Annotated in this window: 26 protein-coding genes and 1 other RNA gene; 19 read left to right on the forward strand and 8 right to left on the reverse strand. The window is 65.3% G+C overall.

Translation table 11 applies throughout. The features are described from left to right. Positions 1-2: 2 nt before the first annotated feature. From NSQ78_RS09205 to NSQ78_RS09245, 9 genes are read left to right on the forward strand one after another with little or no spacing between them, the layout of a single operon-like run. Positions 3-620 (forward strand): hypothetical protein, encoded by a 618-nt coding sequence (locus NSQ78_RS09205; RefSeq protein ID WP_308304644.1) that lies wholly within the window; start codon positions 3-5, stop codon positions 618-620. After that, the gene (locus NSQ78_RS09210) at positions 620-1,348 is read left to right on the forward strand and encodes a hypothetical protein (RefSeq protein ID WP_308304645.1); all 729 of its coding nucleotides are present in this window, start codon (positions 620-622) and stop codon (positions 1,346-1,348) included. The genes NSQ78_RS09205 and NSQ78_RS09210 overlap by 1 nt, the downstream gene beginning before the upstream one ends. Continuing rightward, positions 1,345-2,043 (forward strand): phage minor tail protein L, encoded by a 699-nt coding sequence (locus NSQ78_RS09215; protein WP_308304646.1) that lies wholly within the window; start codon positions 1,345-1,347, stop codon positions 2,041-2,043. The genes NSQ78_RS09210 and NSQ78_RS09215 overlap by 4 nt, the downstream gene beginning before the upstream one ends. Positions 2,044-2,103: 60 nt before the next feature. Further along, the gene (locus tag NSQ78_RS09220; protein ID WP_308304647.1) at positions 2,104-2,844 is read left to right on the forward strand and encodes a C40 family peptidase; all 741 of its coding nucleotides are present in this window, start codon (positions 2,104-2,106) and stop codon (positions 2,842-2,844) included. After that, complete coding sequence (locus NSQ78_RS09225; RefSeq protein WP_308304648.1) at positions 2,837-3,436, forward strand: tail assembly protein; 600 nt, start codon at positions 2,837-2,839, stop codon at positions 3,434-3,436. The genes NSQ78_RS09220 and NSQ78_RS09225 overlap by 8 nt, the downstream gene beginning before the upstream one ends. After that, entirely contained in the window at positions 3,433-7,041 is a 3,609-nt protein-coding gene (locus NSQ78_RS09230) for a phage tail protein (protein WP_308304649.1), read from the forward strand. Before NSQ78_RS09225 ends, NSQ78_RS09230 begins: the two co-directional genes overlap by 4 nt. Continuing rightward, positions 7,041-7,430 (forward strand): hypothetical protein, encoded by a 390-nt coding sequence (locus tag NSQ78_RS09235; protein ID WP_308304650.1) that lies wholly within the window; start codon positions 7,041-7,043, stop codon positions 7,428-7,430. The genes NSQ78_RS09230 and NSQ78_RS09235 overlap by 1 nt, the downstream gene beginning before the upstream one ends. Beyond that, the gene (locus tag NSQ78_RS09240; protein ID WP_308304651.1) at positions 7,430-8,173 is read left to right on the forward strand and encodes a hypothetical protein; all 744 of its coding nucleotides are present in this window, start codon (positions 7,430-7,432) and stop codon (positions 8,171-8,173) included. The genes NSQ78_RS09235 and NSQ78_RS09240 overlap by 1 nt, the downstream gene beginning before the upstream one ends. A gap of 52 nt (positions 8,174-8,225) precedes the next feature. Continuing rightward, positions 8,226-8,957, forward strand: coding sequence for a GDSL-type esterase/lipase family protein (locus NSQ78_RS09245; RefSeq protein ID WP_308304652.1), 732 nt, complete (start codon positions 8,226-8,228; stop codon positions 8,955-8,957). A 3-nt stretch (positions 8,958-8,960) separates the two neighbouring features. Here the strand turns inward: NSQ78_RS09245 and NSQ78_RS09250 are convergent, their stop codons facing one another. Then, positions 8,961-9,626: an SOS response-associated peptidase gene (locus NSQ78_RS09250; RefSeq protein WP_308304653.1), complete on the reverse strand. Its 666-nt coding sequence runs from the start codon at positions 9,624-9,626 to the stop codon at positions 8,961-8,963. Positions 9,627-9,712: 86 nt separating this feature from the next. Between NSQ78_RS09250 and NSQ78_RS09255 the strand changes: the two genes are divergently transcribed. Continuing rightward, a complete protein-coding gene (locus NSQ78_RS09255; protein ID WP_149902099.1) occupies positions 9,713-10,618 on the forward strand; it encodes an ADP-ribosylglycohydrolase family protein in 906 nt (301 codons plus the stop codon). Positions 10,619-10,700: 82 nt separating this feature from the next. Then, complete coding sequence (locus NSQ78_RS09260; RefSeq protein ID WP_308304655.1) at positions 10,701-11,204, forward strand: hypothetical protein; 504 nt, start codon at positions 10,701-10,703, stop codon at positions 11,202-11,204. A 3-nt stretch (positions 11,205-11,207) separates the two neighbouring features. Here NSQ78_RS09260 and NSQ78_RS09265 read toward each other — a convergent pair whose 3' ends face one another. Further along, positions 11,208-12,416 (reverse strand): integrase arm-type DNA-binding domain-containing protein, encoded by a 1,209-nt coding sequence (locus NSQ78_RS09265; protein WP_308306477.1) that lies wholly within the window; start codon positions 12,414-12,416, stop codon positions 11,208-11,210. A 156-nt stretch (positions 12,417-12,572) separates the two neighbouring features. Continuing rightward, positions 12,573-12,926: a transfer-messenger RNA gene (gene ssrA, locus NSQ78_RS09270) on the reverse strand. A 220-nt stretch (positions 12,927-13,146) separates the two neighbouring features. Between ssrA and NSQ78_RS09275 the strand changes: the two genes are divergently transcribed. Continuing rightward, complete coding sequence (locus tag NSQ78_RS09275; RefSeq protein WP_064238221.1) at positions 13,147-13,719, forward strand: hypothetical protein; 573 nt, start codon at positions 13,147-13,149, stop codon at positions 13,717-13,719. Between the two features lie 28 nt (positions 13,720-13,747). On the opposite strand, the gene NSQ78_RS09280 is transcribed toward NSQ78_RS09275, so the two are convergent. Both NSQ78_RS09280 and smpB read right to left on the reverse strand, forming a co-directional pair. Next, on the reverse strand, positions 13,748-14,179 hold the full coding sequence (locus tag NSQ78_RS09280) for a GNAT family N-acetyltransferase (protein WP_064238223.1): 432 nt from the start codon (positions 14,177-14,179) through the stop codon (positions 13,748-13,750). Beyond that, positions 14,176-14,679: an SsrA-binding protein SmpB gene (smpB, locus tag NSQ78_RS09285; RefSeq protein ID WP_049470305.1), complete on the reverse strand. Its 504-nt coding sequence runs from the start codon at positions 14,677-14,679 to the stop codon at positions 14,176-14,178. Before smpB ends, NSQ78_RS09280 begins: the two co-directional genes overlap by 4 nt. Before the next feature lie 57 nt (positions 14,680-14,736). Here smpB and NSQ78_RS09290 point away from each other — a divergent pair, with 57 nt between their 5' ends. Together NSQ78_RS09290 and NSQ78_RS09295 are read left to right on the forward strand one after the other, a co-directional pair. Further along, positions 14,737-15,162, forward strand: coding sequence for a type II toxin-antitoxin system RatA family toxin (locus tag NSQ78_RS09290; protein ID WP_053463290.1), 426 nt, complete (start codon positions 14,737-14,739; stop codon positions 15,160-15,162). A gap of 3 nt (positions 15,163-15,165) precedes the next feature. After that, positions 15,166-15,423, forward strand: a complete 258-nt coding sequence (locus tag NSQ78_RS09295; RefSeq protein WP_064238225.1) for an RnfH family protein — start codon at positions 15,166-15,168, stop codon at positions 15,421-15,423. 35 nt (positions 15,424-15,458) lie between these two features. Here the strand turns inward: NSQ78_RS09295 and bamE are convergent, their stop codons facing one another. Next, positions 15,459-15,851: an outer membrane protein assembly factor BamE gene (bamE, locus tag NSQ78_RS09300; RefSeq protein ID WP_049470299.1), complete on the reverse strand. Its 393-nt coding sequence runs from the start codon at positions 15,849-15,851 to the stop codon at positions 15,459-15,461. 103 nt (positions 15,852-15,954) lie between these two features. On the opposite strand from bamE, the gene fur reads away from it, so the two are divergent. Continuing rightward, a complete protein-coding gene (fur, locus tag NSQ78_RS09305) occupies positions 15,955-16,371 on the forward strand; it encodes a ferric iron uptake transcriptional regulator (protein WP_014646807.1) in 417 nt (138 codons plus the stop codon). A 63-nt stretch (positions 16,372-16,434) separates the two neighbouring features. On the opposite strand, the gene NSQ78_RS09310 is transcribed toward fur, so the two are convergent. Further along, positions 16,435-17,715, reverse strand: a complete 1,281-nt coding sequence (locus tag NSQ78_RS09310) for an SGNH/GDSL hydrolase family protein (protein WP_064238227.1) — start codon at positions 17,713-17,715, stop codon at positions 16,435-16,437. A gap of 97 nt (positions 17,716-17,812) precedes the next feature. Here NSQ78_RS09310 and NSQ78_RS09315 point away from each other — a divergent pair, with 97 nt between their 5' ends. Beyond that, positions 17,813-18,730 carry a LysR family transcriptional regulator gene (locus NSQ78_RS09315; RefSeq protein WP_064238229.1) on the forward strand — a complete coding sequence of 306 codons (918 nt, stop codon included), beginning with the start codon at positions 17,813-17,815 and terminating at the stop codon, positions 18,728-18,730. A 110-nt stretch (positions 18,731-18,840) separates the two neighbouring features. On the opposite strand, the gene recN is transcribed toward NSQ78_RS09315, so the two are convergent. After that, positions 18,841-20,502 (reverse strand): DNA repair protein RecN, encoded by a 1,662-nt coding sequence (gene recN, locus NSQ78_RS09320; RefSeq protein ID WP_053463286.1) that lies wholly within the window; start codon positions 20,500-20,502, stop codon positions 18,841-18,843. Positions 20,503-20,617: 115 nt separating this feature from the next. On the opposite strand from recN, the gene hrcA reads away from it, so the two are divergent. From hrcA to dnaK, 3 genes are all read left to right on the forward strand, one after another. Beyond that, positions 20,618-21,682, forward strand: a complete 1,065-nt coding sequence (gene hrcA, locus NSQ78_RS09325) for a heat-inducible transcriptional repressor HrcA (protein ID WP_053463285.1) — start codon at positions 20,618-20,620, stop codon at positions 21,680-21,682. Positions 21,683-21,745: 63 nt separating this feature from the next. After that, entirely contained in the window at positions 21,746-22,261 is a 516-nt protein-coding gene (gene grpE / locus NSQ78_RS09330; protein ID WP_019661244.1) for a nucleotide exchange factor GrpE, read from the forward strand. Positions 22,262-22,441: 180 nt separating this feature from the next. Next, positions 22,442-24,364: a molecular chaperone DnaK gene (gene dnaK / locus NSQ78_RS09335; RefSeq protein WP_053463283.1), complete on the forward strand. Its 1,923-nt coding sequence runs from the start codon at positions 22,442-22,444 to the stop codon at positions 24,362-24,364. Positions 24,365-24,368 lie beyond the last annotated feature (4 nt).

Consider the following 24,368-nt stretch of genomic DNA (forward strand, 5'->3'; position numbering starts at 1 on the left):
TCATGGCAAAGCAGATTATCGACACCACAACGGATCACGGGACATACAAGGGCGACCCTGCGGTAACGGCGTTCAATAAGGCGAACGACAACTTCAACGAGCTGTATACACTCATGGGCGGAGCGGTGGTTGGAAACTACAGCCAAAGGCCGGCTGCCGGCGACTCTCACGGCCGTCTGTATTTTTCGTTGGACACGCAGGAGCTCTTCACTCCCGTAGGCGATGTGTGGCTGCTTTTGCCTTGCGGCGGGGTAGAGTTGGGCTATGCACAACGGACAACTCCTTCCCAGTACACGACAAACGTGTATGCGGATATAACTGGCGTGTCGTTCACCTACGTCGCCGGGGAGCGGTCCGGAGAGGCAAAGGTTCGGTTCACCGGCAAAGTGAGTTCCGGCACTGCGGTAGTGGCGCTCTTCTTGGATGATGTGATTTACCAGCAGATTCTGGTTTCCAACACTGGTTATCAGACTATCTACAGCTCCCATCGACTGCCGCCGAGGGAGCCCGGCACATCTGTCAACGTAAAGCTCCGGGCGATGCACTCCGACCCGGGGCAGACGTTCGACATATTCGGTGCTGACGTTGATCCTGTCGCACTCACCGTGGTGAATCGCTGATGACGTGCACCGACTACTCAAAGAACCGAGTCGCCACTGGCGAAAACGATATCTTGCTCAGGCCGAATCAACACCAACCGAACCGCTATGGCACCGTTTATTGCCACGGAGCGGAGGCCGGAACAGGCGGCGCAACGGCTTGGATGAGCATAAAAACGCGATGGCCGGCCATGGCGGCGGCGAGCTACGGCGCCCCAATGATCAGCGGCGACATGGCAGGCAACGCCACGTGGGGCAATGATGCGGTGATTCTGCGGGTGCATGCGGCTGCTGGTTTCATCATGGGATTGCCGGACACGACTGATGGCAAGGTGAATCTCATGGCTCAGAGTATGGGAGCGCTCGGTGCCCTCGCTTGGGCGGCTCAGAACATGGGATTGGTAGCGAAAGTCGTTCTGATCATCCCAGTGATCAACCTGACTGACGTGCGCAACAACAGCGGATATCAGGGTCAAATCGACAGCGCGTATGGCGGTACATATAGCGAGGCGGCGAACGGCGCCGCGCACAACCCGTTGACGATTGCGGCAACAGGTGCCTTCGCCAGTATTCCAATGCAGATCTGGTACGGCACTTCGGACACTCTTTGCAAGCCTGAGTTCGCGGTGCAGTTCGCATCCTTCTGCCCGCTGGCGGAGATGCGGCCGCTCGACGGCGGACATACCGAAGAGATCCAAACGCAGATCGACCCAGCCGAAATTCGTCGCTTCCTTGGGTATCCGGTATGACCATCACTGCAGACGCGCAACAGCTTGAACCTGGCGGCCGGATCACGCTGTACGAGCTGGACGCAAGCAGCTTCGGCGCTGATCAGCTGTTCTTCCACGCACACTTACAATCGGGCGTGATCTGGTGGCAGGGCCAGGAGTACGGACCCTGGCCAATCGAGGCGACTGGCTTTTCCCGGACCAGTGATCAGCCACCGAACCCCCGACTGAAGGTCAGCAACATCGACGGTCGGATTACGGCCTTGTGCCTGCTGTTCGACGACCTGGTCGGCGCGCGCGTAATCCGCCGGCAGACGCTGGCCAAGTACCTCGACGCAGCGAACTTCCCCGATGGGAACCCTACTGCCGACCCGAGTGAGCACTTCCAAGACGAGATCTGGTTCATTGAGCGCAAGGTGTCCGAGACGAAGGAAACGGTCGAGTTCGAGCTGACCACGGCGATCGACCTCAACGGCGAGCAGCTTCCCGGCCGTCAGGTCATCGCCGGCGTCTGCGGCTGGCTGATCCGGGGCGGCTACCGCGGCCCCTACTGCGGCTACAACGGGCCGGCCGTGGCCGACGCCAACGACGTGCCCACCACCGACCCCGCGCGTGACCAGTGCGGCGGCAGGGTAAACAGCTGCAAGCTGCGCTTCGGTGCCGACAAGCCGCTGCCCTACGGCGGATTCCCCGCTGCCGGCCTCCTGCGTACCTGACCTCTCGGCAATGGCCGTGTCCCATAGCCCGCCAGACGCGGGCTTTTCTATGAGCGAACCATGGAATTGAGCACCCTTCAGGCCATCCAGGCGCACGCCGTGGCCGAGTACCCGCGCGAGTGCTGCGGCCTGATCGTGGCCGGCCACGATGGCGAGACCTACATCCCCTGCCGGAACGTGGCCACCACACCCAGCGAGCACTTTCGGCTGCCCGCAGAGGACTTCGCCGACGCCGAGGACATGGGCGAGGTGCTGGCCGTCGTGCACAGTCACCCGAACGCCCCCGCCACAGCTTCGGACGCGGACCGCGTCATGTGCGAGGCCAGCGGCCTTCCGTGGCACATCGTCAGCGTTGGCCAGGTCACCGGTGCCGATCCCGAGTGCGGTGACCTGCAGACGATCGAGCCTTGCGGCTACGAGGCGCCGCTGGTGGGCCGGCAGTTCGCCCACGGCACCCTGGACTGCTACACCCTGGTGCGCGACTTCTACGAGCGCGAGCTTGGCATCCAGCTCAGCCAGTACGAGCGGGACGACGACTGGTGGGACAAGGGACAGGACCTCTACAGTCTGGATCGGCTACGCGCCGAGGGCTTTGACCTGATCGAGGGTGAGCCGCAGCGCGGTGACATGGTGCTGATGCAGATCCGTTCGCCCGTCCCGAACCACGCCGGAGTCTACCTCGGCGACGGCCGGCTGCTCCATCACATGCACGGCCGTCTGTCCGAAGTCATCACCTATGGCGGCATGTGGGCCGAGCGTACCCGCTACATCGTCCGCCACAAGGAGGCAGCCCATGTCTGAGCGCCTGCGCACCATCCGCCTGTACGGTCAGTTGGGCAGCCGCTTCGGCCGTTCCTTCCGGCTGGCCGTGAACAGCCCCGCCGAGGCCGTGCGCGCGCTGTGTGCGGTCCTGCCGGGCTTCGAGCGCTATCTCCATGGCGCCCAGCGGAATGGCACGGCCTTTGCTGTCTTCATCGGCAAGCAGAACCTCTCCAAGGAGCAGCTACAGGACCCACCGGGAAATGAAGACATCCGCATAGCGCCGGTGCTGCTTGGTAGCAAGCGAGGCGGTGTGCTGCAGACCATCCTCGGGGTTGTCCTGATCGTCGTCGGCATCTACGGGAACATTGCTGGTGGCTGGGGACAGCCGTTCATCAATGCCGGCGTGGGCATGGTCATTGGCGGCGTTGCCCAGATGCTGGGGCCTCAGCCTAAAGGCCTTGGCTCCCAAGACAGTGCCGAGAACCGACCGAACTACAGCATGAACGGCACCGTCAATACCCAAGCGCAGTGCAATCCTGTGCCGGTCGCCTACGGCGGCCACGACCAGAAGGGCATGCTGGTGGGCTCGGCAGTGATTAGCGGCGGCATCATGGCGGAGGACCAGCTTTGAACCTGCCAGTCGCAACTCCAATCGCACGCGGGCTGCAGCTGGCCGGCGCCGGCGGCAAAAGCGGCAGCAACGGCCGCACGCCGGTGGAGACCCCGGACAGCCTGCACTCGATGGCCGTGGCCAGGATCATCGACCTTGTCAGCGAGGGCGAGATCCGGGGCTTGGTGGCCGGCAATCAGTCGATCTACCTGAACCAGGTTCCCATCCAGAACCCGGACGGCGGGCTGAACTTCGCTGGTGTTACCGTCGACACCCGATCAGGTACGCAGGACCAGGAATACATCCCCGGGTTCCCCTCGGTCGAAAACGAGATCTCTGTGAACGTGGAGCTGCGCAGCGACCAGCCGGTCGTTCGCACCGTAAGCGGGTCTGATCTCTCGGCCGTGCGCATCCGGCTGGCCGTCCCCGCCCTGCAGAAGGTGGATGAGGAAAACGGCGACCGGAACGGCTACTCGATCAGCTACGCAGTGGATGTGTCGGTCGACGGTGGCGCCTACACCACCGTGCTCAACGATGCGATCACGGGCAAGACCACCACGCAATATGAGCGCAGCCGTCGGATTGACCTGCCGGCCGGCTCGCAGTGGCAGGTGCGCATTCGCAGGCTGACCCCGAACCAGAACAACTCGCTGATCTCGGACGTGGTCAACGTGCTCTCGATGACCGAGATCATCGACGTGAAGCTTCGCTATCCCAACAGCGCGCTGTGTGCGGTGCAGGTCGACGCAAGCCAGTTCCAGAACATCCCGTCGCGGTCCTATCGGGTGTGGGGACGCATCATCCGCGTCCCCAGCAACTACGATCCTATCGGCCGCACCTACAGCGGTGTGTGGGACGGCACCTTTAAGTCCGCTTGGACGAACAACCCGGCCTGGGTGTTCTTTGACATCGTCACCAATGACCGGTTCGGCCTCGGCAACCGCATCCCGCTGGACTGGGTGGACAAGTGGCGGCTATACCAGATCGCCCGGTATTGCGATCAGCTGGTTAGCGACGGCATGGGCGGCCAGGAGCCGCGGTTCACCTGCAGCCTGTACCTGCAGAGCAGGGCAGACGCCTATAAGGTGCTGCAGGACATGGCCGGCATGTTCCGAGGCATCAGCTTCTACGCAGCTGGCCAGGTCATGGCCTCGGCCGACATGCCCAAGGACCCGGGCCCGACATACAGCCAGGCCAACGTGATCGAGGGCCGCTTCCATTACGAAGGTAGCGGCCGGAAGGCACGCCACACCGTTGCGCTGGTGTCGTGGACTGATCCGGACGACTTCGGCCGGCAGAAGGTGGAGGTAGTTCAGCACCTCGACGCCATCGCGCGCTACGGCGTCAACCAGACCGAGGTGACGGCGATCGGCTGCCATTCGCGTGCGCAGGCGCAGCGGGTGGGCAACCACATCCTGTACACGGAGAGCCTGGAGACCGAGACCGTCAGCTTCGCGGTTGGCTTGGATGCCCTCAACTGCATGCCGGGTGACGTCATCCAGGTGGCTGACCCGAACCGGGCAGGGCGCCGCAACGCCGGCCGCATCCGTGCCGCAGGCGCCAGCAGTCTCACCCTGGACCTGGTGCCCGAGACGATGGCGGTGGGCGACACCTTGCGAGCCACGCTGCCCAGTGGGCGCACGGAAGGCCGGACTATCAACGGGATCGATGCCGCCACGGGAGTGGTCACAGTCTCGGCGCCGTGGTCGGCGGTCCCGGTGCCGCAGTCTGTCTGGGCCACCGAATCCAGCGACCTGGTGCTGCAGCTGTTCCGCGTGATCGCCGTCACTGAAGGCGAGGAACTGACCTACAACATCACCGCGCTGAAACACGTCCCGGGCAAGTATGCGGCGATCGACGATGGCACCCGCCTCGAACTGCCGCCGATCAGCATCATCCCGCCCAGCGTCCAGCCGCCGCCGACCAACGTGGCCCTGTCCTCGCACGTGGTGATCGAGCAGGGCATCGCCACCCCGACGCTGACCATCCAGTGGGACCCCGCCGACAAGGCCATCGCGTATGACGTGGAGTGGCGCCGCGACGACCTGAACTGGGTACGCGCTGGGCGCGTGGCCACCAGCAGCATCGAGGTGCCCGGTATCTACGCCGGCCAGTACCTCGCGCGCGTGAGGGCGGTGAACGCGCTCAATGCCGTCTCGCTTCCGGCGATGAGCCCGCTCACGACGATTGCCGGCAAGACCGAGCCGCCGCCGGCGGTGACCTCGCTGACGACAACGTCCATCGTGTTCGGCATCCGCCTGGCTTGGGAGTTTCCGCCGGGGGCGACGGACACGCAGCGCACTGAGATCTGGCGCAGCACAGGTCCCGACCGTCAGACGGCCACTAAGCTCGGTGATTATGCCTATCCACAGAACCGCCTTGAACTTGACGGGCTGGCCGCTGGCGCGAGGTTCTACTTCTGGGCGCGGCTTGTTGACCGCAGCGGCAACATCGGTCCATGGTATCCAGCAGGCACGGGCGTCGTGGGCGAGGCAAGCACGAACCAATCCGAATACGACGCCTATTTCTCAGGACGTATCAGCGAGAGTGCCCTGGGGCAGGAGCTGCTGACCAAGATCGAGGCCATCGACAGCCTCGAGCCGCTGTTGCCGCTCGTGTACGACGCCGACGCGATCTATGAGGTCGGACAGACCGTTGTTTATGGCGGGCGGACCTACGTGTGGCGCGCCACCGAGCCTGGCAACAGCCAGCCGCCAAGCGCGTCCTGGCAGGACGTTGGTGAAGGCATGGCGGGCTACGGTGCGTTGGTGAGCCAGGTGGAGCAGAACACCCAGAACATCAGCGAAGTAGACGGCAAGGTGGTTGCACAGGCTCAGAAGCTCAGCGGCATTGCCGCACAGCTGGACGTGCAGGCCGCCGGCGACACGGACTGGGGCGCTGGTGACACCACAGTATTCGCTGGCACCATCACCCTGCAGAGCGTTATCGCCAGTCAAGACCTGGTGCAGGCGAAGCGTACTGACCAGGTGGAGGTGAAACTGGGCCAGACCAATGCGGCTGTCCGGAGCGAGGCCACTGCACGCAGCACCGGTGACCAGGCGCTGGGGGCGCGGGTGGACACCACCAATGCCAACTTGGCCAACACCAACGCAACTGTGCAGCAGGTTAGTCAGTCCGTGGTGAACTTGGATGGGAAGATTGCGGCTACCTATACTGTGCGTGCGCAGGTCACCAGCGACGGCAATATCTACATGGCCGGCATGGGATTGGGTGTAGAGCAGCAGCCAGATGGCAGCTATCAGAGCCAGATCCTGATGCAGGCTGACCGGTTCGGTGTGATCAACGTGGTGAACGGAAACGTCACCGCGCCCTTCGTGATCCAGGGCGGCCAGACGTTCATCAGCCAGGCGTTGATCGGCACCTCGTGGATCAATACTGCCAACATCGCCGACGCGGCAATCACCAACACGAAGATCAGCGGCACCATCCAGTCCGACGACTACGTGCCAGGTCAGACAGGCTGGCGAATCAACAAGGCCGCTGGCGGTGGGTTCGAGTTCAATGGATCTGTTGCAGGGGGGTATCGCCTCAACATCACCAACCAGGGCATCTATATCCGATATCCAAACGGCAATCTCGCCATTGAACTTGGAGTGCTGCAGTAATGGTCGACATTGGGCTGAGGGTTCGGAGCGAGAGCGGGTACGTGGAGACCTCGGTCACCACAAAGCTGTCGAAGATGATCGGGTCGTACACGTTCCCGCTCTACAACCCGGTCAACTCCAACAACAAGTGGATCGCGCCGCCCGAGGCAAACGGGGGGCTCATCGTCAATGACTTTTCCGGCGGTGAGCCCTTCTACTACTTCACCTGCGAGCGCCAACGATCGGTGTACGGGATGCTAGTCCCATCGGTGACCATCTCGGGGAACAGCATCAACTGGAACTGGGACCCTGACGTGGTGAACTTCCACGTCAGGATGGAAATGTTCCCGAGCAAGCCCACGACGGACACCGTCGGCGGCATCACCCTCCACTACGGGATCTACAGTTGATGGCCGTCGGACTGCGCGTGCGGAACCAGGGAACCGGGCAGATCCAGATCGGCCTCGGCTATCGAAACTTGCAGCTGGCCAAGTCCGGGACGTTGGACACAGGGAGCTTCTCAGGTGGCGCGACAGCTGGTTCACCGCCATTCGCAAGCTGGTCTCCGCGTGGGTTGCTGGCGTCAACTGCAGGAACAACGAACCTGCATGTTATCCGCTACATCAATGACAGTGTCGCGTACATCACCGGGTTCTCTATCGTCCAGTCTGGTGTGACTTGTTCCGTGTTTGCAGCCAGCAATGCTCCGAACAAGACCTTGGAGTTTTACACGTTCGACGCTACCGAGCGCGCCGCGTCAGGGCCGGTTGGGCTCCGCATGTGGGGGGAGGACGGATCGGTGTTCTATGACTCGCGGCGGAAGGGGTTGCGCGTGCTGCAGGTTGTGCCGCTTCCGCCGCCGCCGGTCAACACTCCATTCGTTGAGGTTGGCCAGTTCTTCCCTGGGACCAGGATTGGTATCGCTATTCCCTCCCCAAGATTCTATTACTCGTCGGTGTCCCAAGACCGGTGCACGGCCTCGGCTGACGCTTTCCACATGACGAGCGACAACAGAATCTTCATGTCAAAGCATGAGACGTTTTCGCAGATTCTCATCACGAACACCTTTCCGGTCGGCGGCGTAACGATGGGGCCGCAGAACGCCACGATCTTCATCGTGGACCTGACCGAAGTGCCTTTGGGCTTCGGCTGAGCTTGGTTCCCTCGGCAGAGACTTGGATAGCCCGTTGGGGTATCGTTGCATCATGAAGATCCTGAAATCAGTTGTTGTCATCGTCATGGCTGCAGTCTCTATTGTCAGCTGCAGCGGCGAATCGCCTGCGCGGACGGCGGTCGGTTCCACCGCTTCATATGACTGCATGGCTGAGGTGGTTCGTGATCTGAAAATTACTTGGCCGAAGAACCAGACCATCAATATCGTCGCCTTCGGTCACAGCGTTCCGGCTGGTTATGCAGTGACTCCCGAGGTGCGCAAGAAGGACGCCTACCCTAGGCTGCTCGAAGATGCCCTAGCCGATCGATATCCGCATGCGGTGTTGAATGTCATCACCTCCGGGGTAGGAGGGGAGAATTCAACGCAGGGCCTGGCTCGATTTCAGCGGGATGTACTAGATCACCACCCGCGCGTGGTGCTCATCGATTTCGCGCTGAATGACCGGCCGCTGGGTGTTGAGGTGGCCAAAGGCAATCTGACCAAGATCGTCGATGGCGCGCGCTCTGCTGGGGCATGCCCAGTACTGCTGACGCCGACATGGGATGAGAAGGCATCTCCGAATCGGCCCGGTGACGCGCTGGGCGAGCAGGCCGCCATGATTCGTGGGTTGGCGAACGAGCTGGACGTGCCGTTGGTAGACAGCCTTGCCGCTTTCGATGCCTACAAAGGGGATCGGCACATTTTGATGGCGCAGTTCAACCATCCGAACAGGGAGGGGCACAAGATCGTGCTTTCGCAGATCATGCCCCTGTTTGAGAAGTAATGGCTAAGCGACCTGCTGCAGCAGATCCTCGCGGTTATTCCGAGGCGTGTTCACCGCGCGGCTGACCCGGTAGGCCTCCATCGCCGGCGGCTCGCTGGCCAGCAGCATAGCCATGGCGTCGTCGGGGCTGGCTGCCATCCACTCATCGATCTGGCCGGCCTGCAGCCACACCGGCATGCGGTCGTGAATGTCGGCCGAGACGCCGCTGCTGTCGCCGGTGATGATGGTGAAGGTGCCCAGGTTGCCGTCGGGCAGCAGCGGGCTAGTGTCCTCCCACAGGCCGGCGGCCAGCAGCGGCCCGGTGGCGTGGATGAACCAAGGGTCCTTCTTGCCGTCCTCGGGGCTCACCGACCACTCGTAGTAGCCGGCCATCGGGATGACGCAGCGGCGCTTCTTGAAGGACGACCGGAACGCCGGCTTGGTGGCCACCGTCTCGATCCGGGCGTTGATGGTCGAGCCCTGCAGGCCCTTGGCCTTGGCCCAGAACGGAAGCAGGCCCCACGCCAGCCGAGTTACCTGCCGGCCTTCGCCCCGGTCCAGGATCACCGATGCGCGCTGTGTCGGCGCGAGGTTGTAGCTGGGCTGGATCTCGGCCAGGCCGGGGGCAAGGTCAGCCAGCCCCGGCTGGCCGAAGTCGATCACGGGGAGCTGGACGAATCGGCCGCACATGGCCGGACTCTACTCCACTGTTGCGGCTGAACTCTTCGCGCCGCTTACACCAGGGATGTGCCGTCAGGTGACCTTATACTGCCCGCATGGACGCACAGAACCGCTATCGTGGCGCGCTACTAGGCTTGGCTGCCGGTGACGCCGTTGGCACCACACTGGAGTTCAAGCCGCGCGGTCGATTCGAGCCGCTTACCGACATGGTGGGCGGCGGTCCATTTAACCTCGAGGCAGGGCAGTGGACGGATGACACCTCCATGGCTCTATGCCTAGCTGAGAGCCTAGTCCGCTGCGAGGACTTCGACGCTCGGGACCAGATGAACCGATACGCGAACTGGTATCAGCATGGCTATTGGAGCTCGACGGGCTCCTGCTTCGATATTGGCGTGGCCACGCGCCGGGCTATTGAAAGCTACCTGGTGACAGGGGACCCGCTTTCCGGCAGCCGACACCCGAAAAGCGCCGGCAATGGCTCGATAATGCGCTTGGCGCCCGTGGTGCTTAGGTATGCCGGCATGCCCAAGCTGCAGGCCATGGCGGCACTCAGCTCTCGTACCACACACGCAGCGGTGGAGTGTCTGGACGCCTGTCGCATCCTCGCCGTCGCGATAGAGCGTGCTCTTACAGGGCGCAGCAAATCCGAGATATTGGATCTTGCCTCTATCGACGTCGCCACTGCTCGGCTGCGCGATGTCGCCTGCGGCGGTTATCTGGATGCCACACGGGACCAGATCCACGGCACCGGCTACGTCGTAGAGAGTCTGGAAGCTGCTCTGTGGTGCTTCAACCGGCATGACACCTTCGACGGTGCGGTTCTCGAGGCTGCCAACCTTGGTGACGACGCGGATACTACCGCCGCTATCGTCGGGCAGTTGGCCGGTGCCTTCTACGGGGAAACTGGCATTCCCACCTCATGGCTCGACCGCCTTCACCGTGGCGACGAGATCTCCGCATTGGCCGATAGCCTGATGCAGCGCAACCTCGCCCAGGCATAGATCGCCCCGGACCCCGAACGGTTCAGCCGGTGAACGATCCCTTGTCGCAGCCTTTGCGACCGCCAGCCTTATCCTTCCGGCCATGCGTTCTTCCCACGGCTTCCGCACCGCCCCGATCCCCTCTGGCTGGGTCCAGACCGGCGAGCGCTGGGCGCTTTGGTACAACGGCCGGGAGACGGCCGGCGTCGAACCCGATGGCGAGCCTGGGGTGCGCCTATGGCTGGAAGGCCACAAGTTTTGGGAAGTGAAGGAAGTGCGCGCGGCCAACGTCCGGCAGGCGAAGCGGTACGCCGAGCGCTGGTGTGCGGCTAGGCTCTATCCCGATCTGCCCCTGCGCCAGGCAGTCGCCCGGCTGACCGACAGCACCCCGACCCAACCGCCACCGCCACTGCCCGGCCTGCCGCCAACCCGCGAGCAGCAGCAACAGGCCCGGCGCCTGGCCGAGGCTGGGGCGAAGGAGATCGAGCGCATCAAGGCAGCACTTGAACCGCGCAAGCCGCCGGCAGAGACGAAACCCCGCGCGAGGGACGCCCGCACCAAGGCGTGGGTGAGGGCGGGGCTACAGCAGCTACGGCGCGGGGTGTAGGCGTCAGGCAACCCGCAGCTGTACCACATTCCCATCGCGCAGCCGGTCCAGGTAGTCCGCCCACTCTTGCATCATCCGGATGCGTTCATCCAGGTGCGTCGTGCGGTTGTAGGCGCGTCCGTTCAGATCCTTCACTTCATGGGCCAGCTGGTGCTCGATGATGTCGGGACGAAACTTCAGGACTTCGTCCAGGATTGTGCGCGCAGTCGCGCGGAAGCCGTGCCCAGTCACCGTTCCGGCTTCAAATCCCATCCTTCGCAGAGCTGCAGTCACGGCGTTTTCCGACATCGGGCGTGCTTTGGAGCGGGCCGAAGGGAACACATATTTCCCACGTCCGGTGAGCGGCTTGATTTCTTCCAGGACCGCGAGAGCCTGATCCGATAGCGGAACAATGTGTGGCCGGCGCATCTTCATGCGTCCCTTGGGGATCGTCCATGTGCGCTCGTCGAGATCGAATTCCGCCCACTCGGCCTGCCGCAGCTCACCAGGGCGCAGAAACAGCATGGGAGCGAGGCGGAGGGCCATGCGAACCGTCAGCGTGCCGGAGTAGCCATACATGGCTCGAAGCAGTGGTGCCAGCTCGACGGGCTCGGTGACGGCCGCGTAGTGATTCTCCGGTGCTGGGGTCAATGCGCCGCGCAGGTCGGCAACAGGGTCGCGTTTGGCCCTGCCCGTGGCGATGGAATACCGCATCACCTGGCTGCAATTCTGCATGATCCTATGCGCCGATTCGATCGCGCCGCGCGCCTCGACTCGCCGGGCGACGGACAGAAAGTCGGTTGCCTCCAGCTCGGCAGCCGCCCGGCTCCCGAGCCACGGGAACACGTCATTGTTGAACCATGCTTCGACCTTGATGCGGTACTTCGGCACCCAATCGCGCTTGGCCAGCCATTCCCGTGCGATGACCTCGAACGTGTTGGCGCCCAGCTCCGCCTTAGCCACGGCCGCCGCTTTCTTGTGCTCGGACGGGTCTACCCCGCGCGCCAGCAGCTGCCGCGCGTCGTCTCGCCGCTGCCGGGCGAGAGCCAGGGGCACGTCCGGATAGACGCCCAGGGCGAGCCGCTTTTCCTTTCCGTCGAAGCGGTACTTCAGCCGCCACCAGCGGCTGTCCTTGGGGGAGATCTCCAGGTATAGACCGCCGCCATCGAAGATCTTCTGGGTGCGGTCCGTTGCTTTGGCCTTGCGAATGGCCAGATCGGTCAGTGGGGGCATGTGTCTTTCAGGTCCGGGCGGATGCCCCAAAATATGCCCCCACCGTCTCACGGCCTGCAACGAACTGGCGCGAACTAGGCCGGAAAGTAAAAAAGCCCGGGAACCCTTGTTATGCGGGGGTTCCCGGGCTTCTCCGGTCCTTGACGAACCGTTCGTTGGTGGAGGTGGGCGGAATTGAACCGCCGTCCGAAGGCACTCCATCCCCAGCACTACATGCTTAGCTCACCGTTGGATCTCGTCCCCGAACAGCACGGTGCGCAAAGCGCATCCGGGAACCAGCCTGTTGTGTTCTAGTGCCGGACTGACAGGCAGCCGTCCAGCGCGATTCCATGATAGTGACTCTACACCGCGAGCATGGACACAAGCGGTTTCGAGGCTTAGGCCTTAAGCGGCCAGAGCGTAGTTGTCGTCGTTGGCAACTAGAGTTTTGCAGCTGGATTTACGAGGAAAGCTACCCCCTCGGCATGCGCCAGGCGACTTCACAACCCCCGTCGAAACCAATGCACCCCCGGCTTCTTCAAGTTCTGCAAGGTACAAGGCCTGTTTCGTGTCGCCACGGCCAGTGCCTGCCCAACGCTGCCAATGCTACGCCAAAACAGCTGAACAGTCACCGTGGCAATCCACAACATGTTGTAGAGCCAGCGGCATAGCGGATTGGTAACGTCATTGGCACGAATTTGCGACACACTGGCGGCGACCATCCGGGCCAGGACAGACACGGAGACTGTGGGTGACCGATGCAAGCCAACAACGCAGCCTGCGGCAACTGATCGGGCCGGTCGGTGCCGACTACCAGCGGCGCGCGCTGCCGCCCGGCTGGGTCTGGGCGGTGCTGGCGGTGTTGCTTGCGGCCACCGGGCTGACCGAACTGCCGGCCACCGCGGCCGCGGCACTGGTCGCCAGTGCGGTGGTGGTGCACTGGTCGCAGCGCGGTCGCATCCATTGGCTGGGCTGGCGCCTGCCGGGCCTGGCGGTGTTGGCGGTCCTGCTGTGGGGGCCGGAAGTGCTGTCGCAGTGGTTCGAGCACGGGCTGGCCGTGGTCCTGATGTCGCTGGCCAGCCTCAGCATCGGCGTGCATGTATGGCAGTCGCGGCAGATGGCGCGGCAACTCCAGGGCGCGGCCGATTCGCTGGATGACGCCCAGTTGCTGGCCCTGCTGCCGGCCGACGCGGCCCAGCTGGCGCAGCGGTGGCGCGCCGGCGACGACCGGCATGCGCCGGAACTGGCGGTGGTGATGCATCTGGCCGTGATGCACGCCGCGCTGGCACCGCGCATGCGCGGGCAGGGTGTGCTGGCGGGGTGACCGGCAGGCAACTCCAGCGCCGACACGACTACGACCCCGACAACGTCTTGCGCAGGTAGATCCGCTCGTGACCGGGTGGGCAATCGGGCAGCCGCCCATAGACGGTGTAGCCCTGCCGCAGGTAGAAGGCTTCGGCCTGCCAGTCGAAGGTATCCAGCATCACGTTGCGGGCGCCAAGCTGGCGCGCGGCGGCTTCCGCTTCCGCCAGCAGGCGCTGGCCGATGCCTTGCCCGCGCAGTTCCGGATCCACCCACAGCACATGTACCTGCAGCCAGCCGGCACAGACGTCGGCCAGCACACCACCGCGCAGCGCGCCGTACTCGTCATGCCAGGCCAGGCGGACTGGAGTCTCATCGAGTGAATCGCCGCCGTGGGCCTGGTTGAAGGCCAGCAGGCGCGCGCACAACGTGCGCGTTTCATCGGCGCTGGCAGTCACCAGGGCGCCGATGCGGGCGGTCATGCGTCGCGGTTGCCGCGACGCATCACGCGCTGCTTCTCGATCGCCCAGTCGCGGTCCTTGGCGGCATCGCGCTTGTCGTGGGTCTGCTTGCCCTTGGCCAGCGCGATCTCGAGCTTGATCTTGTTCTTGCTCCAGTACATCGCGGTGGGCACGATCGTGTAGCCATCGCGCTCGACCTTGCCGACCAGCTTGTCGATCTCGCTACGGTGCAGCAGCAGCTTGCGCTCGCGGCGATCTTCGGCCACCACGTGGGTCGAGGCCTGGATCAACGGGGTGATCTGTGCACCGATCAGGTAGATCTCGCCGCGCTTCACGTAGGCGTAGGCGTCGATGATGTTGCCGCGGCCAGCGCGGATCGACTTCACCTCCCAGCCCTGCAGGGCCAGGCCGGCCTCGAACCGTTCTTCGATGTGGTATTCGTGGCGGGCACGCTTGTTCAACGCGATGGTTTTGTTGGCCGTCGCGCTCTTTGCTTTATCCTTGCCGCTGTTCTTGCTCATTTCCGTATTGTCTCCGATTCGGGCCCGCCCGGTCGATTGCCGAAACGTCCTGTATTCATGCCAACTATCCGCCGCAGCGCCCTGGTCGAGCATTCGGCCGCGCGCATGTTCGACCTGGTCAACGATGTCCAGGCCTATCCGAGCCGTTTCCGCTGGTGCTCGGCTGCCCAGATCCTGGAGCAGGGCGAGGACCGCCTGGTGGCGCGCCTTGACCTGGGCCTGGGTTCGTTCAGCACCTGGTTCCAGACGGAAAACACGCTGCGGCGCCCGTACAGCATCGATATGCAGCTGCGCGATGGCCCGTTCAAGCAGCTGCACGGCCGGTGGGAGTTCCATGCGCTGGCCGAGGACGCCTGCAAGGTCACTCTCACCCTGGAGTTCGAACCCAGCTCGCGCCTGCTTGGTCCTGCGTTGGCGCTGGGCTTCCAGAGCCTGGCCGACCGCATGGTCAACGACTTCATCCGCGTCGCCGACGAGGCCTGAGCGATGATCGAGGTCGAGGTGGTACTGGCCTGGCCACAGCGGGTGCTGTCGCGCCGACTGAAACTGGAGGAGGGTGCCACCGTGGCCGACGCCATTGCCGCTGCGGCGCTGGAAGGCAGTGCCGATTGTCCGGCCACTGCCGTGCACGGCGTCCTGGCGCGTCCGCAGCAGCTGCTGCTGGATGGCGACCGCATCGAACTGCTGCGTCCGCTGCTGGCCGATCCAAAGGACAACCGCCGGCGTCGCGCGCTCGGCGGTTGATCCAGGCAACCCGTCGTTGCGGACGGGCAGGGGGCTCAGCGGCCCTTCTTCTTCTTGTCCTTCGGCAGGTTGCGGCCGAACTGGCGCACGGTCTGCTGGGCCAGGGCCTTGTCGTTGCCCGGGAAGTAGTCGCCTTCCCAGCGGGTCACGGTGTCATTCTCGAAGAAGACCACGAAGTTCTTCACTTCGGTGCGGCCCAGGCGGTTCACGCGCTGGCTGGACGTGTAGTCCCAGCGTTGGGCGTGGAACGGGTCGGGAATGGACGGGGTGCCCAGCAGCGCGCTGACCTGCTGCTTGCTCTGCCCGACCTGCAGCTTGGCCACGGCATCTTCCCGGATCAGGTTGCCCTGATAGATGGGTTGCTTGTAGATGATGCCGCACCCGGTGGTGGACAGGGCGACGGCGGCGACCAACAGGAGATTGCGCATCGGGACTGGCGGTTGGGGAAATCAAACCGATGATACACTCCCGGCGTGCCACCGCGACCCAATCCGAGGCAGCTGGCGCTAAATCGCCAATGAACGGAGACCTATGGAAACCCACGACCTGCGTAAAGTCGGCCTGAAGGTGACCCATCCGCGGATGCGGATCCTGGCGCTGCTCGAACAGCGCAATGCCCAGCACCACCAGCACCACATGACCGCCGAGGACATCTACCGCCAGCTGCTCGAGCATGGCGACGAGATCGGCCTGGCGACGGTCTACCGGGTGCTGACCCAGTTCGAGGCCGCCGGCCTCGTGCTCAAGCACAATTTCGAGGGCGGCCAGGCCGTTTACGAGCTGGACCGTGGTGGCCACCACGACCATATGGTCGACGTGGACAGCGGCAAGATCATCGAATTCGAAAGCCATGAGATCGAGGAGCTGCAGCGCAAGATCGCGGCCGATCACGGCTATGAGCTGGAAGAACACTCGCTGGTGCTGTACGTGCGCAAGAAGCGCAAGTAAGCCGTTCCGGCCAGCCGCTAGCGACGAAACCCCGGGCCTGCCCGGGGTTTTTCGTTGATGGGGTCAGAGCCCTTTCCCTTCAGGAGAGGGGGCCGACCCCGGGCGCTCCGCGGGGGCGGACCCCTTGCAACCCAGCAGGATCTCCAGGTCCACCGCCTCGGCCATCGCCCGGTTGCCGGCATCCCCCGGGTGGAGGTGGTCGCCGGAGTCGTAGGGGGCGGCCATCCGCGACGGGTCGGCCGGGTCGCGCAGCGCCGCGTCCAGGTCGATCACCGCGTCGAACGGGCTGTCCGAGCGCAGCCAGGCGTTGAGCTGCTGGCGCAGGGCATCCTTGTCCGGATGGTAGTAATCGTCCAGTGGCGTGCCGGGCAGGGCGCCGGCAAACGGCGGCAACGTGGCGCCGACGATACGCACGCCCCGGTGGCGCGCACGTTCGGCCAGGGTGCGATAGCCCGCCTGCAGTTCGGCCAGCGTCGGTCGGGCCTGGCCCCGGGCGAACGCGGTGCCGGGCCAGCTGATGTCGTTGATGCCGATCAGCACGATGACGCTGGCTACCCCGGGTTGATCCAGTGCATCGCGCTGGAAGCGGGCCAGGGCGGACTCACCCATGCCGTCGCTCAGCAGCCGATTGCCGGAAATGCCCGCATTGACCACCGCCACCCCGCGCGGGGCCAGCCGCGCGGCCAGGTGGTCGGTCCAGCGCTGGTCCTGGTCGAGGCTGGCCGTGGCGCCATCGGTGATCGAGTCGCCGATCACCACCACGCTGCGCGCGCTGGCGTTGGCCTCGACCTCGATACCGGCCAGGAGCAGGCGCGCGGTGGTGCTGCTGGCAGCGCGCAGCGACTGGGCCCGGCTCTGGTCGCCAGCGGCGATCCAGCTCGTCTGGCGACCGTCCCAATGGAACGTCTGGACCGCTGCCGGCCCCGGCACGAAGACACTGACCTGCAGTGCCTGGCGGTCGTCGGTGGCAAGCGCCAGCGGGTCGCTCAGCCGCTCCTGGCCGGGGCCGATCAGCACGCCGGGTTGGCCATCGAAGCTGAGTGGCCGAGGGGCGCCGTCCATGCGTGCGGAGACGCTGGCGGCGCCGATCCGCAGCGGCTGCGTACCGTAGGCATTGCTCAGGCGCACCCGCAGCCGTGCACCGCCCAGGCTGATGCGCGCGGTCTGGCGGAAGGTCTGGTCGTGCAGCGTGGTCGGAACCAGCGTCGGGAACAGGAAATCCGCGCGCCAGACCGGTTGCGGGCTGGCCTGCCAGCTGGCGACCCAGTGCGCAGTGGGCGAGGCGCCGGCCGCGCCGGACAGGGCGAGCAGGACGGTGGCAGTGAGCTGGCGCAAACGGGTCATCGGTCGGTCCGGAGGAAAGGGACGGCCATGGTGATTCCGGGTTCACCTGTGAACTAGACTGCGCATGGACAATCATCTGTGAACTGGATTCATCGCCATGGCGCGACCCGACATCAACCGATCCGGCGAACTGGAAGTGTTCGTGCGGGTGATCGAGACCGGTGGCTTTTCTGCCGCCGCCCGCAGCCTGGACATGACGCCCTCGGCGGTAAGCAAGCTGGTGGCACGGCTGGAGCAGCGGCTCGGCACGCGCCTGCTGCAGCGCTCCACCCGCCAGCTGCAGCTGACCCCGGAAGGCTGCGCGTTCTACGAGCGTGGCCTGCGCGTGCTGGCTGACCTCGAGGAAGCCGAGCGCTGCGCCAGCGCCCATGCCGAGCCGCGCGGGCGGCTGCGGGTCAACTCCAACGTGCCGTTCGGCCAGCATTTCCTGTTGCCGCTGCTGCCGGCGTTCCTGGCGCGCAACCCGCAGGTGGGGGTGGACCTGACTCTCAATGATGAAGTGATCGACCTGCTGGAGCAGCGCACCGACGTGGCGGTAAGGGCCGGTCCGCTGAAAAGCTCCAGCCTGGTCGCGCGTCGGCTGGGCGCGACGCGGATGATGATCGTGGCCGCGCCGGCGTACCTGCAGCGGCATGGGATGCCGCGCAACGCCGAGGAACTGCAGTCCCACAACCGGCTGGACATCGGTCATGCGCGCGCGATGCAGGGCTGGCCGCTGCTGCAGGACGGGCGCGAGCGGATGGTGCTGCCCAGTGGCAATGCCCGTGCCAGCAACGGCGACGCGCTGCGCCAGCTGGTGCTGGGCGGGCTGGGCATGGCCCGCCTGGCCGCGTTCCAGGTGCAGGACGACATCGCCGCCGGGCGCCTGCTGCCGGTGCTGGAAGAGGCCAATCCGGGTGACCTGGAAGAGGTGCACGCGGTGTTCCTGGGGCAGGGGGGCTACCTGCCGCTGCGGGTGCGCGCCTTCCTCGATTTTCTGGTGGAAAACGTCGACCTGACACAGCCACGGGGGTAATGCCGGCCGCTGGCCGGCAACCTCCCGATCTTCGTCACCGTGTGTTGGGTTGCCGGCCAGCGGCCGGCACTACCGCGCGGAAGCCTGGCCTATGCCCGGCTCGGGCGGCGTTACACCTGCAGCAGCTTGCGTGCGGCGGCGCGCGCTTCCTTGCTCACTTCCACGCCACCCAGCATGCGCGCCAGTTCTTCCTCGCGGGCCTTGCTGTCCAGTTTTTCCACTGCGCTCTGGGTCATGCCTTCCACCGGCGCCTTGCTGACCCGGTAGTGGGCGTGGCCCTTGGAGGCGACCTGCGGCAGGTGGGTCACGCACAGGACCTGGCGCTTCTCGCCAAGGGCGCGCAGCTTCTGGCCGACGATGTCCGCCACCGCGCCACCGATGCCGGAGTCCACTTCGTCGAACACCATCGTCGGCACCGCGTCCAGGTCGAGCGCGGCCACTTCGATGGCCAGCGAGATGCGCGACAGTTCGCCACCGGAGGCCACCTTGCGCAGGGCTCGGGGTGGCTGCCCGGCGTTGGCCGCCACCAGGAATTCCACGCGCTCGGCGCCCTGCGGATCGGGTTTGCCGGCATCCTGCGGCTCCAGTTCGATCAGGAACTGGCCGCCGCCCATGCCCAGCTCGGCGATGATGCCGGTGGTGGTGGCCGACAGCTCGGCGGCGGCACTGCGGCGGCTGGCCGTCAGCCGTTCGGCCTGCGCGCGCCAGGCAGCGGCGGCCTTGTCGATCTCGCCGGCCAGGCGCTGCAGGCGCTCGTCGGCGCCGCGCAGCTGCTCCACTTCGGCATGCATGCGCTCGCGCTGCGCGCCCAGCTCGTCCATCGGCACGCGGTGCTTGCGGGCCAGGTCGTGCAGGCGGCCAAGGCGGCGCTCGTTCTCCTCGAACTGCTCCGGGTCGGCGTCGAGATCGTCATGCACGCGGTCCAGCAGCGACAGGGCCTCGTGCAACTGGATCGAGGCGTTCTCGATCAGGCCGTCCACCTCGCCCAGCCGCGGGTCGTGTTCGATCAGGCGCGACAGCTCGTGGCGCACCTGCTGCAGCAGGTCCAGCGCGGAACTGCCGTCATCGCCGTTGAGCTGGTTGCTGGCGGCCTGGCAGGCGCTCAGCAGGGCGCTGGCATGCGCCTGGCGGCGGTGGCTGGCGCCCAGCGCGGCAATCGATTCCGGTTCCAGGTCCTCGCGGTCGAGTTCGCGCAGCTGGTGCTCGAGGAAGCCGATCCGGTCACTGACGTCGCCCTGTTGTGACAGCGCCAGCGATTCATCGACCAGTGCCTGCCAGGCGGCGGCGGCGCGGCGCACCTGGCGGCGTTCTTCCTCGTTGCCGGCGTAGGCGTCGAGCAGGGCCAGCTGCGACGGGCGTGCCAGCAGGGCCTGCTGTTCATGCTGGCCGTGGATCTCCACCAGCCGCGAGGCCAGGTCGGCCAGCTGTGCCAGGGTCACCGGGCGGCCGTTGATCCAGGCCCGCGAGCCACCGTCTGCGCGGATCACGCGGCGCAGCTGGCATTGGTCCTCGTCGTCCAGCTCGTTGTCGGCCAGCCACTGGCGCGCGGCCTGCAGCTGGTCCAGCACGAACTCGGCCGACAGCTCGGCGCGTGCGGCGCCGTGGCGGACCACGCCGCTGTCGGCGCGCAGGCCGGACAGGAAGCCCAGCGCGTCGACCATCAGCGACTTGCCGGCGCCGGTCTCGCCTGAAACCACGGTCATGCCTGGCCCGAACTCCAGTTCGGTGGCGCGGACGACGGCGAAATCCTTGATCGAAAGATGTCTGAGCATGGGTAAGGGGGTATCAGCAGCCGCGCAACGCTAGCACGCGGGCGCGGGAGGTCCAATGACTTGCCAAGGTGATGCGCCGCCATTATCTAGTGTCCGTGTCTCACAGGTTGATTCCATGCACGGTTCTCCCGACCAGCTTGCCCCGCGTGCGCGCCATCTGCTGCGCACGCTGATCGCGCGTTACATCCAGGACGGTGAGCCGGTCGGCTCGCAGACGCTGGCGCGCGTGGCCGGCCTGGAGGTCAGCCCGGCGACCATCCGCAACATCCTCGGCGACCTGGAGGACCTGGGCCTGCTGGCTTCGCCGCACACGTCGGCCGGGCGCGTCCCGACCGCGCATGGCTACCGGGTGTTCGTCGACAGCCTGCTGCAGATGCAGCCGCCGGGCGAGGGCGAACTGGCCCGCCTGCGCCAGGAACTGGCCGGTGGCGGCAGTACCCAGGCCCTGCTCGGCAGCGCTTCGGAACTGTTGTCGGCGATGAGCCACTTCGTCGGCGTGGTCAGCGCGCCGCGGCGGGAGCAGTTCGCCTTCCGCCAGATCGATTTCGTGCCGCTGGACGGACGACGGGTGCTGGCGATCCTGGTGTTCGCCGACAACGAGGTGCAGAACCGGGTCATCGAGACCCGCCAGGAGTTTGCGCCGGGCCAGCTGGAACAGGTCGCCAACTACCTCAATGCGCATTTCGCCGGCCTGCCGATGGCCGAGATCCGCACCCGCCTGCTGCTGGAGCTGCACGACGCCCGTTCCGAACTGGAGCAGCTGCTGGCGCACAGCATCGAACTGGCCGAGCAGGCCCTGCAGCCGGCGGCTGACGACATGCTGGTGGCCGGGCAGACCCGGCTGATGGGGGTGCAGGACCTGTCCGACCTGGAGCGCCTGCGTGAACTGTTCGAGCTGTTCTCCAGCAAGCGCGAGATCCTGCAGTTGCTGGAACGGACCATCCAGGCCCCGGGCGTGCGCATCTTCATCGGCGAGGAGACCGGGATGATGCCGCTCCAAGGCGTCTCGCTGGTGACCGCCCCGTATACCGCCAACGGGCAGGTGCTGGGCGTGCTGGGGGTGATCGGTCCCAAGCGGATGGCCTACGACCGCGTGATCCCGCTGGTCCAGGCCACGGCCGATGTGCTCGGCGCGGCCTTTTCACCGGCCGGGCGCACGCCGGGAACATCCGACGCTTGAAACGCAGCATCCCGCCCACACTAGGGTGGTTGGAGGCGGAGATTGACCGCCAGGGACCCAGACATGAACCACGAACAGCCAGATATCGAATCCCAGCAGAGTGCCGCCGATGCGGCCGCCACCGCCGGCGTCAACGACGAAGTCGAGCGCCTGCGCGCCGAAATCGAACAGGTCAAGGCCGATGCCCTGCGTGAGCGCGCCGACCTGGAGAACCAGCGCAAGCGCGTTGCCCGTGACATCGAACAGGCCCGCAAGTTCGCCAACGAGAAGCTGCTGGGCGATCTGCTCCCCGTGTTCGACAGCCTGGATGCCGGCCTGAAGGCCGCCGGCGACGACCCGCACCCGCTGCGCGAAGGCCTGGAGCTGACCTACAAGCAGCTGCTCAAGGTCGCTGCCGACAACGGCCTGGTCCTGCTGGACCCGATCGGCCAGCCGTTCAACCCGGAACACCACCAGGCGATCAGCCAGGCCCCGACCCCGGGTGCCGCCCCGGGCAGCGTGGTGACCGTGTTCCAGAAGGGCTACCTGCTCAACGAGCGCCTGCTGCGGCCGGCGCTGGTGGTGGTGGCCGCCGAGTGATCCGCGGGGCCGGGCGGCGGACAGACACCGCCACCCGACCCGACGCTGAACGCGCCGGATGACCGGAAACACAGCGTTCGGAGGATGGCTTGAATGTTCCACGAGCCTCCCCCACATCGTATTCATCCACCGGCCGAACGGCCGGACTGACCCCAACTAGCATCCTCAGGAGTCTCCCCCATGGGCAAGATCATTGGTATCGACCTCGGCACCACCAACTCGTGCGTGGCGATCATGGACGGCGGCAAGGCCCGCGTCATCGAGAATTCGGAAGGCGATCGCACCACCCCGTCGATCGTCGCCTACACCAAGGACGGCGAAGTCCTGGTCGGTGCCTCGGCCAAGCGCCAGGCCGTGACCAACCCGAAGAACACCTTCTACGCGGTGAAGCGCCTGATCGGCCGCAAGTTCACCGACGGCGAGGTGCAGAAGGACATCGCCCACGTCCCGTACAGCATCCTGGCCCATGACAACGGCGATGCCTGGGTGGCCACCAGCGACGGCAAGAAGATGGCGCCGCAGGAAATCTCGGCCAAGGTGCTGGAAAAGATGAAGAAGACCGCCGAGGACTTCCTCGGTGAGAAGGTCACCGAAGCGGTCATCACCGTGCCGGCCTACTTCAACGACAGCCAGCGCCAGGCCACCAAGGACGCCGGCCGCATCGCCGGCCTGGACGTCAAGCGCATCATCAACGAGCCGACCGCGGCCGCGCTGGCCTATGGCCTGGACAAGGGCGACAACAAGGATCGCAAGATCGTGGTGTACGACCTGGGCGGCGGCACCTTCGACGTGTCGGTGATCGAGATCGCCAACGTCGACGGCGAGAAGCAGTTCGAAGTGCTGGCCACCAACGGCGACACCTTCCTGGGTGGCGAAGACTTCGACAACCGCGTCATCGAGTACCTGGTTGAAGAGTTCAACAAGGACCAGGGCATCGACCTGCGCAAGGATCCGCTGGCCCTGCAGCGCCTGAAGGACGCTGCCGAGCGCGCCAAGATCGAGCTGTCCAGCGCCCAGCAGACCGAAGTGAACCTGCCGTACGTCACCGCTGACGCCTCGGGTCCGAAGCACCTGAACATCAAGCTGACCCGCGCCAAGCTGGAAGCACTGGTGGACGACCTGATCAAGAAGTCGATCGAGCCGTGCCGCGTCGCCCTGAACGATGCCGGCCTGCGTTCGAGCGACATCAGCGAGGTGATCCTGGTCGGCGGCCAGACCCGCATGCCGAAGGTGCAGCAGGCGGTGACCGAGTTCTTCGGCAAGGAACCGCGCAAGGACGTCAACCCGGACGAAGCCGTGGCACTGGGTGCGGCGATCCAGGGCGGCGTGCTGGGCGGCGACGTCAAGGACGTGCTGCTGCTGGACGTGACCCCGCTGTCGCTGGGCATCGAGACCATGGGCGGCGTGTTCACCAAGATCATCGAGAAGAACACCACCATCCCGACCAAGGCCTCGCAGGTGTTCTCCACCGCCGAGGACAACCAGTCGGCCGTGACCGTGCACGTGCTGCAGGGTGAGCGCGAACAGGCCCGCTACAACAAGTCGCTGGCCAAGTTCGACCTGTCCGGCATCGAGCCGGCCCCGCGCGGCCTGCCGCAGGTGGAAGTGTCCTTCGACATCGACGCCAACGGCATCCTGCACGTGTCGGCCAAGGACAAGAAGACCAACAAGGAACAGAAGGTCGAGATCAAGGCCGGTTCGGGCCTGTCCGAGGAAGAGATCGCGCGCATGGTCGCCGACGCGGAAGCCAACCGCGAGGAAGACAAGAAGTTCCAGGAACTGGTGCAGGCCCGCAACCAGGCCGACGCCCTGATCCACGGCACCCGCAGCGCCATCACCGAGCACGGCAGCAAGGTCGGCGGCGATGTAATCGGCAAGGTCGAGGCGGCCCTGGCCGACCTGGAGACCGCGATGAAGGGTGACGACAAGGCGCAGATCGAAGCCAAGTCGAAGGCGCTGGAAGAAGCCGGCCAGTCGCTGTTCGCTGCGGCTTCGGCCGACCAGGGCGGTGCCCCGGGTGCCGATGCCGGCAATGCCGGCAAGGGCAACGATGACGTGGTCGACGCCGAGTTCACCGAAGTCAAGGACGACAAGAAGTCCTGATCCG

This window comes from Stenotrophomonas sp. FSL W7-1447, assembly GCF_037966425.1.
Lineage (GTDB): Bacteria > Pseudomonadota > Gammaproteobacteria > Xanthomonadales > Xanthomonadaceae > Stenotrophomonas > Stenotrophomonas pavanii.

Excerpts from the sequence above, each read along its gene's own strand:
- NSQ78_RS09205 (WP_308304644.1), top strand. The coding sequence starts at position 3 with ATGGCAAAGCAGATTATCGACACCACAACGGATCACGGGACATACAAG.
- NSQ78_RS09210 (WP_308304645.1), top strand. The coding sequence starts at position 620 with ATGACGTGCACCGACTACTCAAAGAACCGAGTCGCCACTGGCGAAAAC.
- NSQ78_RS09215 (WP_308304646.1), top strand. The coding sequence starts at position 1,345 with ATGACCATCACTGCAGACGCGCAACAGCTTGAACCTGGCGGCCGGATC.
- NSQ78_RS09220 (WP_308304647.1), top strand. The coding sequence starts at position 2,104 with ATGGAATTGAGCACCCTTCAGGCCATCCAGGCGCACGCCGTGGCCGAG.
- NSQ78_RS09225 (WP_308304648.1), top strand. The coding sequence starts at position 2,837 with ATGTCTGAGCGCCTGCGCACCATCCGCCTGTACGGTCAGTTGGGCAGC.
- NSQ78_RS09235 (WP_308304650.1), top strand. The coding sequence starts at position 7,041 with ATGGTCGACATTGGGCTGAGGGTTCGGAGCGAGAGCGGGTACGTGGAG.
- NSQ78_RS09240 (WP_308304651.1), top strand. The coding sequence starts at position 7,430 with ATGGCCGTCGGACTGCGCGTGCGGAACCAGGGAACCGGGCAGATCCAG.
- NSQ78_RS09245 (WP_308304652.1), top strand. The coding sequence starts at position 8,226 with ATGAAGATCCTGAAATCAGTTGTTGTCATCGTCATGGCTGCAGTCTCT.
- NSQ78_RS09250 (WP_308304653.1), bottom strand. The coding sequence starts at position 9,626 with ATGTGCGGCCGATTCGTCCAGCTCCCCGTGATCGACTTCGGCCAGCCG.
- NSQ78_RS09255 (WP_149902099.1), top strand. The coding sequence starts at position 9,713 with ATGGACGCACAGAACCGCTATCGTGGCGCGCTACTAGGCTTGGCTGCC.
- NSQ78_RS09260 (WP_308304655.1), top strand. The coding sequence starts at position 10,701 with ATGCGTTCTTCCCACGGCTTCCGCACCGCCCCGATCCCCTCTGGCTGG.
- NSQ78_RS09265 (WP_308306477.1), bottom strand. The coding sequence starts at position 12,416 with ATGCCCCCACTGACCGATCTGGCCATTCGCAAGGCCAAAGCAACGGAC.
- NSQ78_RS09280 (WP_064238223.1), bottom strand. The coding sequence starts at position 14,179 with ATGACCGCCCGCATCGGCGCCCTGGTGACTGCCAGCGCCGATGAAACG.
- smpB (WP_049470305.1), bottom strand. The coding sequence starts at position 14,679 with ATGAGCAAGAACAGCGGCAAGGATAAAGCAAAGAGCGCGACGGCCAAC.
- NSQ78_RS09290 (WP_053463290.1), top strand. The coding sequence starts at position 14,737 with ATGCCAACTATCCGCCGCAGCGCCCTGGTCGAGCATTCGGCCGCGCGC.
- NSQ78_RS09295 (WP_064238225.1), top strand. The coding sequence starts at position 15,166 with ATGATCGAGGTCGAGGTGGTACTGGCCTGGCCACAGCGGGTGCTGTCG.
- bamE (WP_049470299.1), bottom strand. The coding sequence starts at position 15,851 with ATGCGCAATCTCCTGTTGGTCGCCGCCGTCGCCCTGTCCACCACCGGG.
- fur (WP_014646807.1), top strand. The coding sequence starts at position 15,955 with ATGGAAACCCACGACCTGCGTAAAGTCGGCCTGAAGGTGACCCATCCG.
- NSQ78_RS09310 (WP_064238227.1), bottom strand. The coding sequence starts at position 17,715 with ATGACCCGTTTGCGCCAGCTCACTGCCACCGTCCTGCTCGCCCTGTCC.
- NSQ78_RS09315 (WP_064238229.1), top strand. The coding sequence starts at position 17,813 with ATGGCGCGACCCGACATCAACCGATCCGGCGAACTGGAAGTGTTCGTG.
- recN (WP_053463286.1), bottom strand. The coding sequence starts at position 20,502 with ATGCTCAGACATCTTTCGATCAAGGATTTCGCCGTCGTCCGCGCCACC.
- hrcA (WP_053463285.1), top strand. The coding sequence starts at position 20,618 with ATGCACGGTTCTCCCGACCAGCTTGCCCCGCGTGCGCGCCATCTGCTG.
- grpE (WP_019661244.1), top strand. The coding sequence starts at position 21,746 with ATGAACCACGAACAGCCAGATATCGAATCCCAGCAGAGTGCCGCCGAT.
- dnaK (WP_053463283.1), top strand. The coding sequence starts at position 22,442 with ATGGGCAAGATCATTGGTATCGACCTCGGCACCACCAACTCGTGCGTG.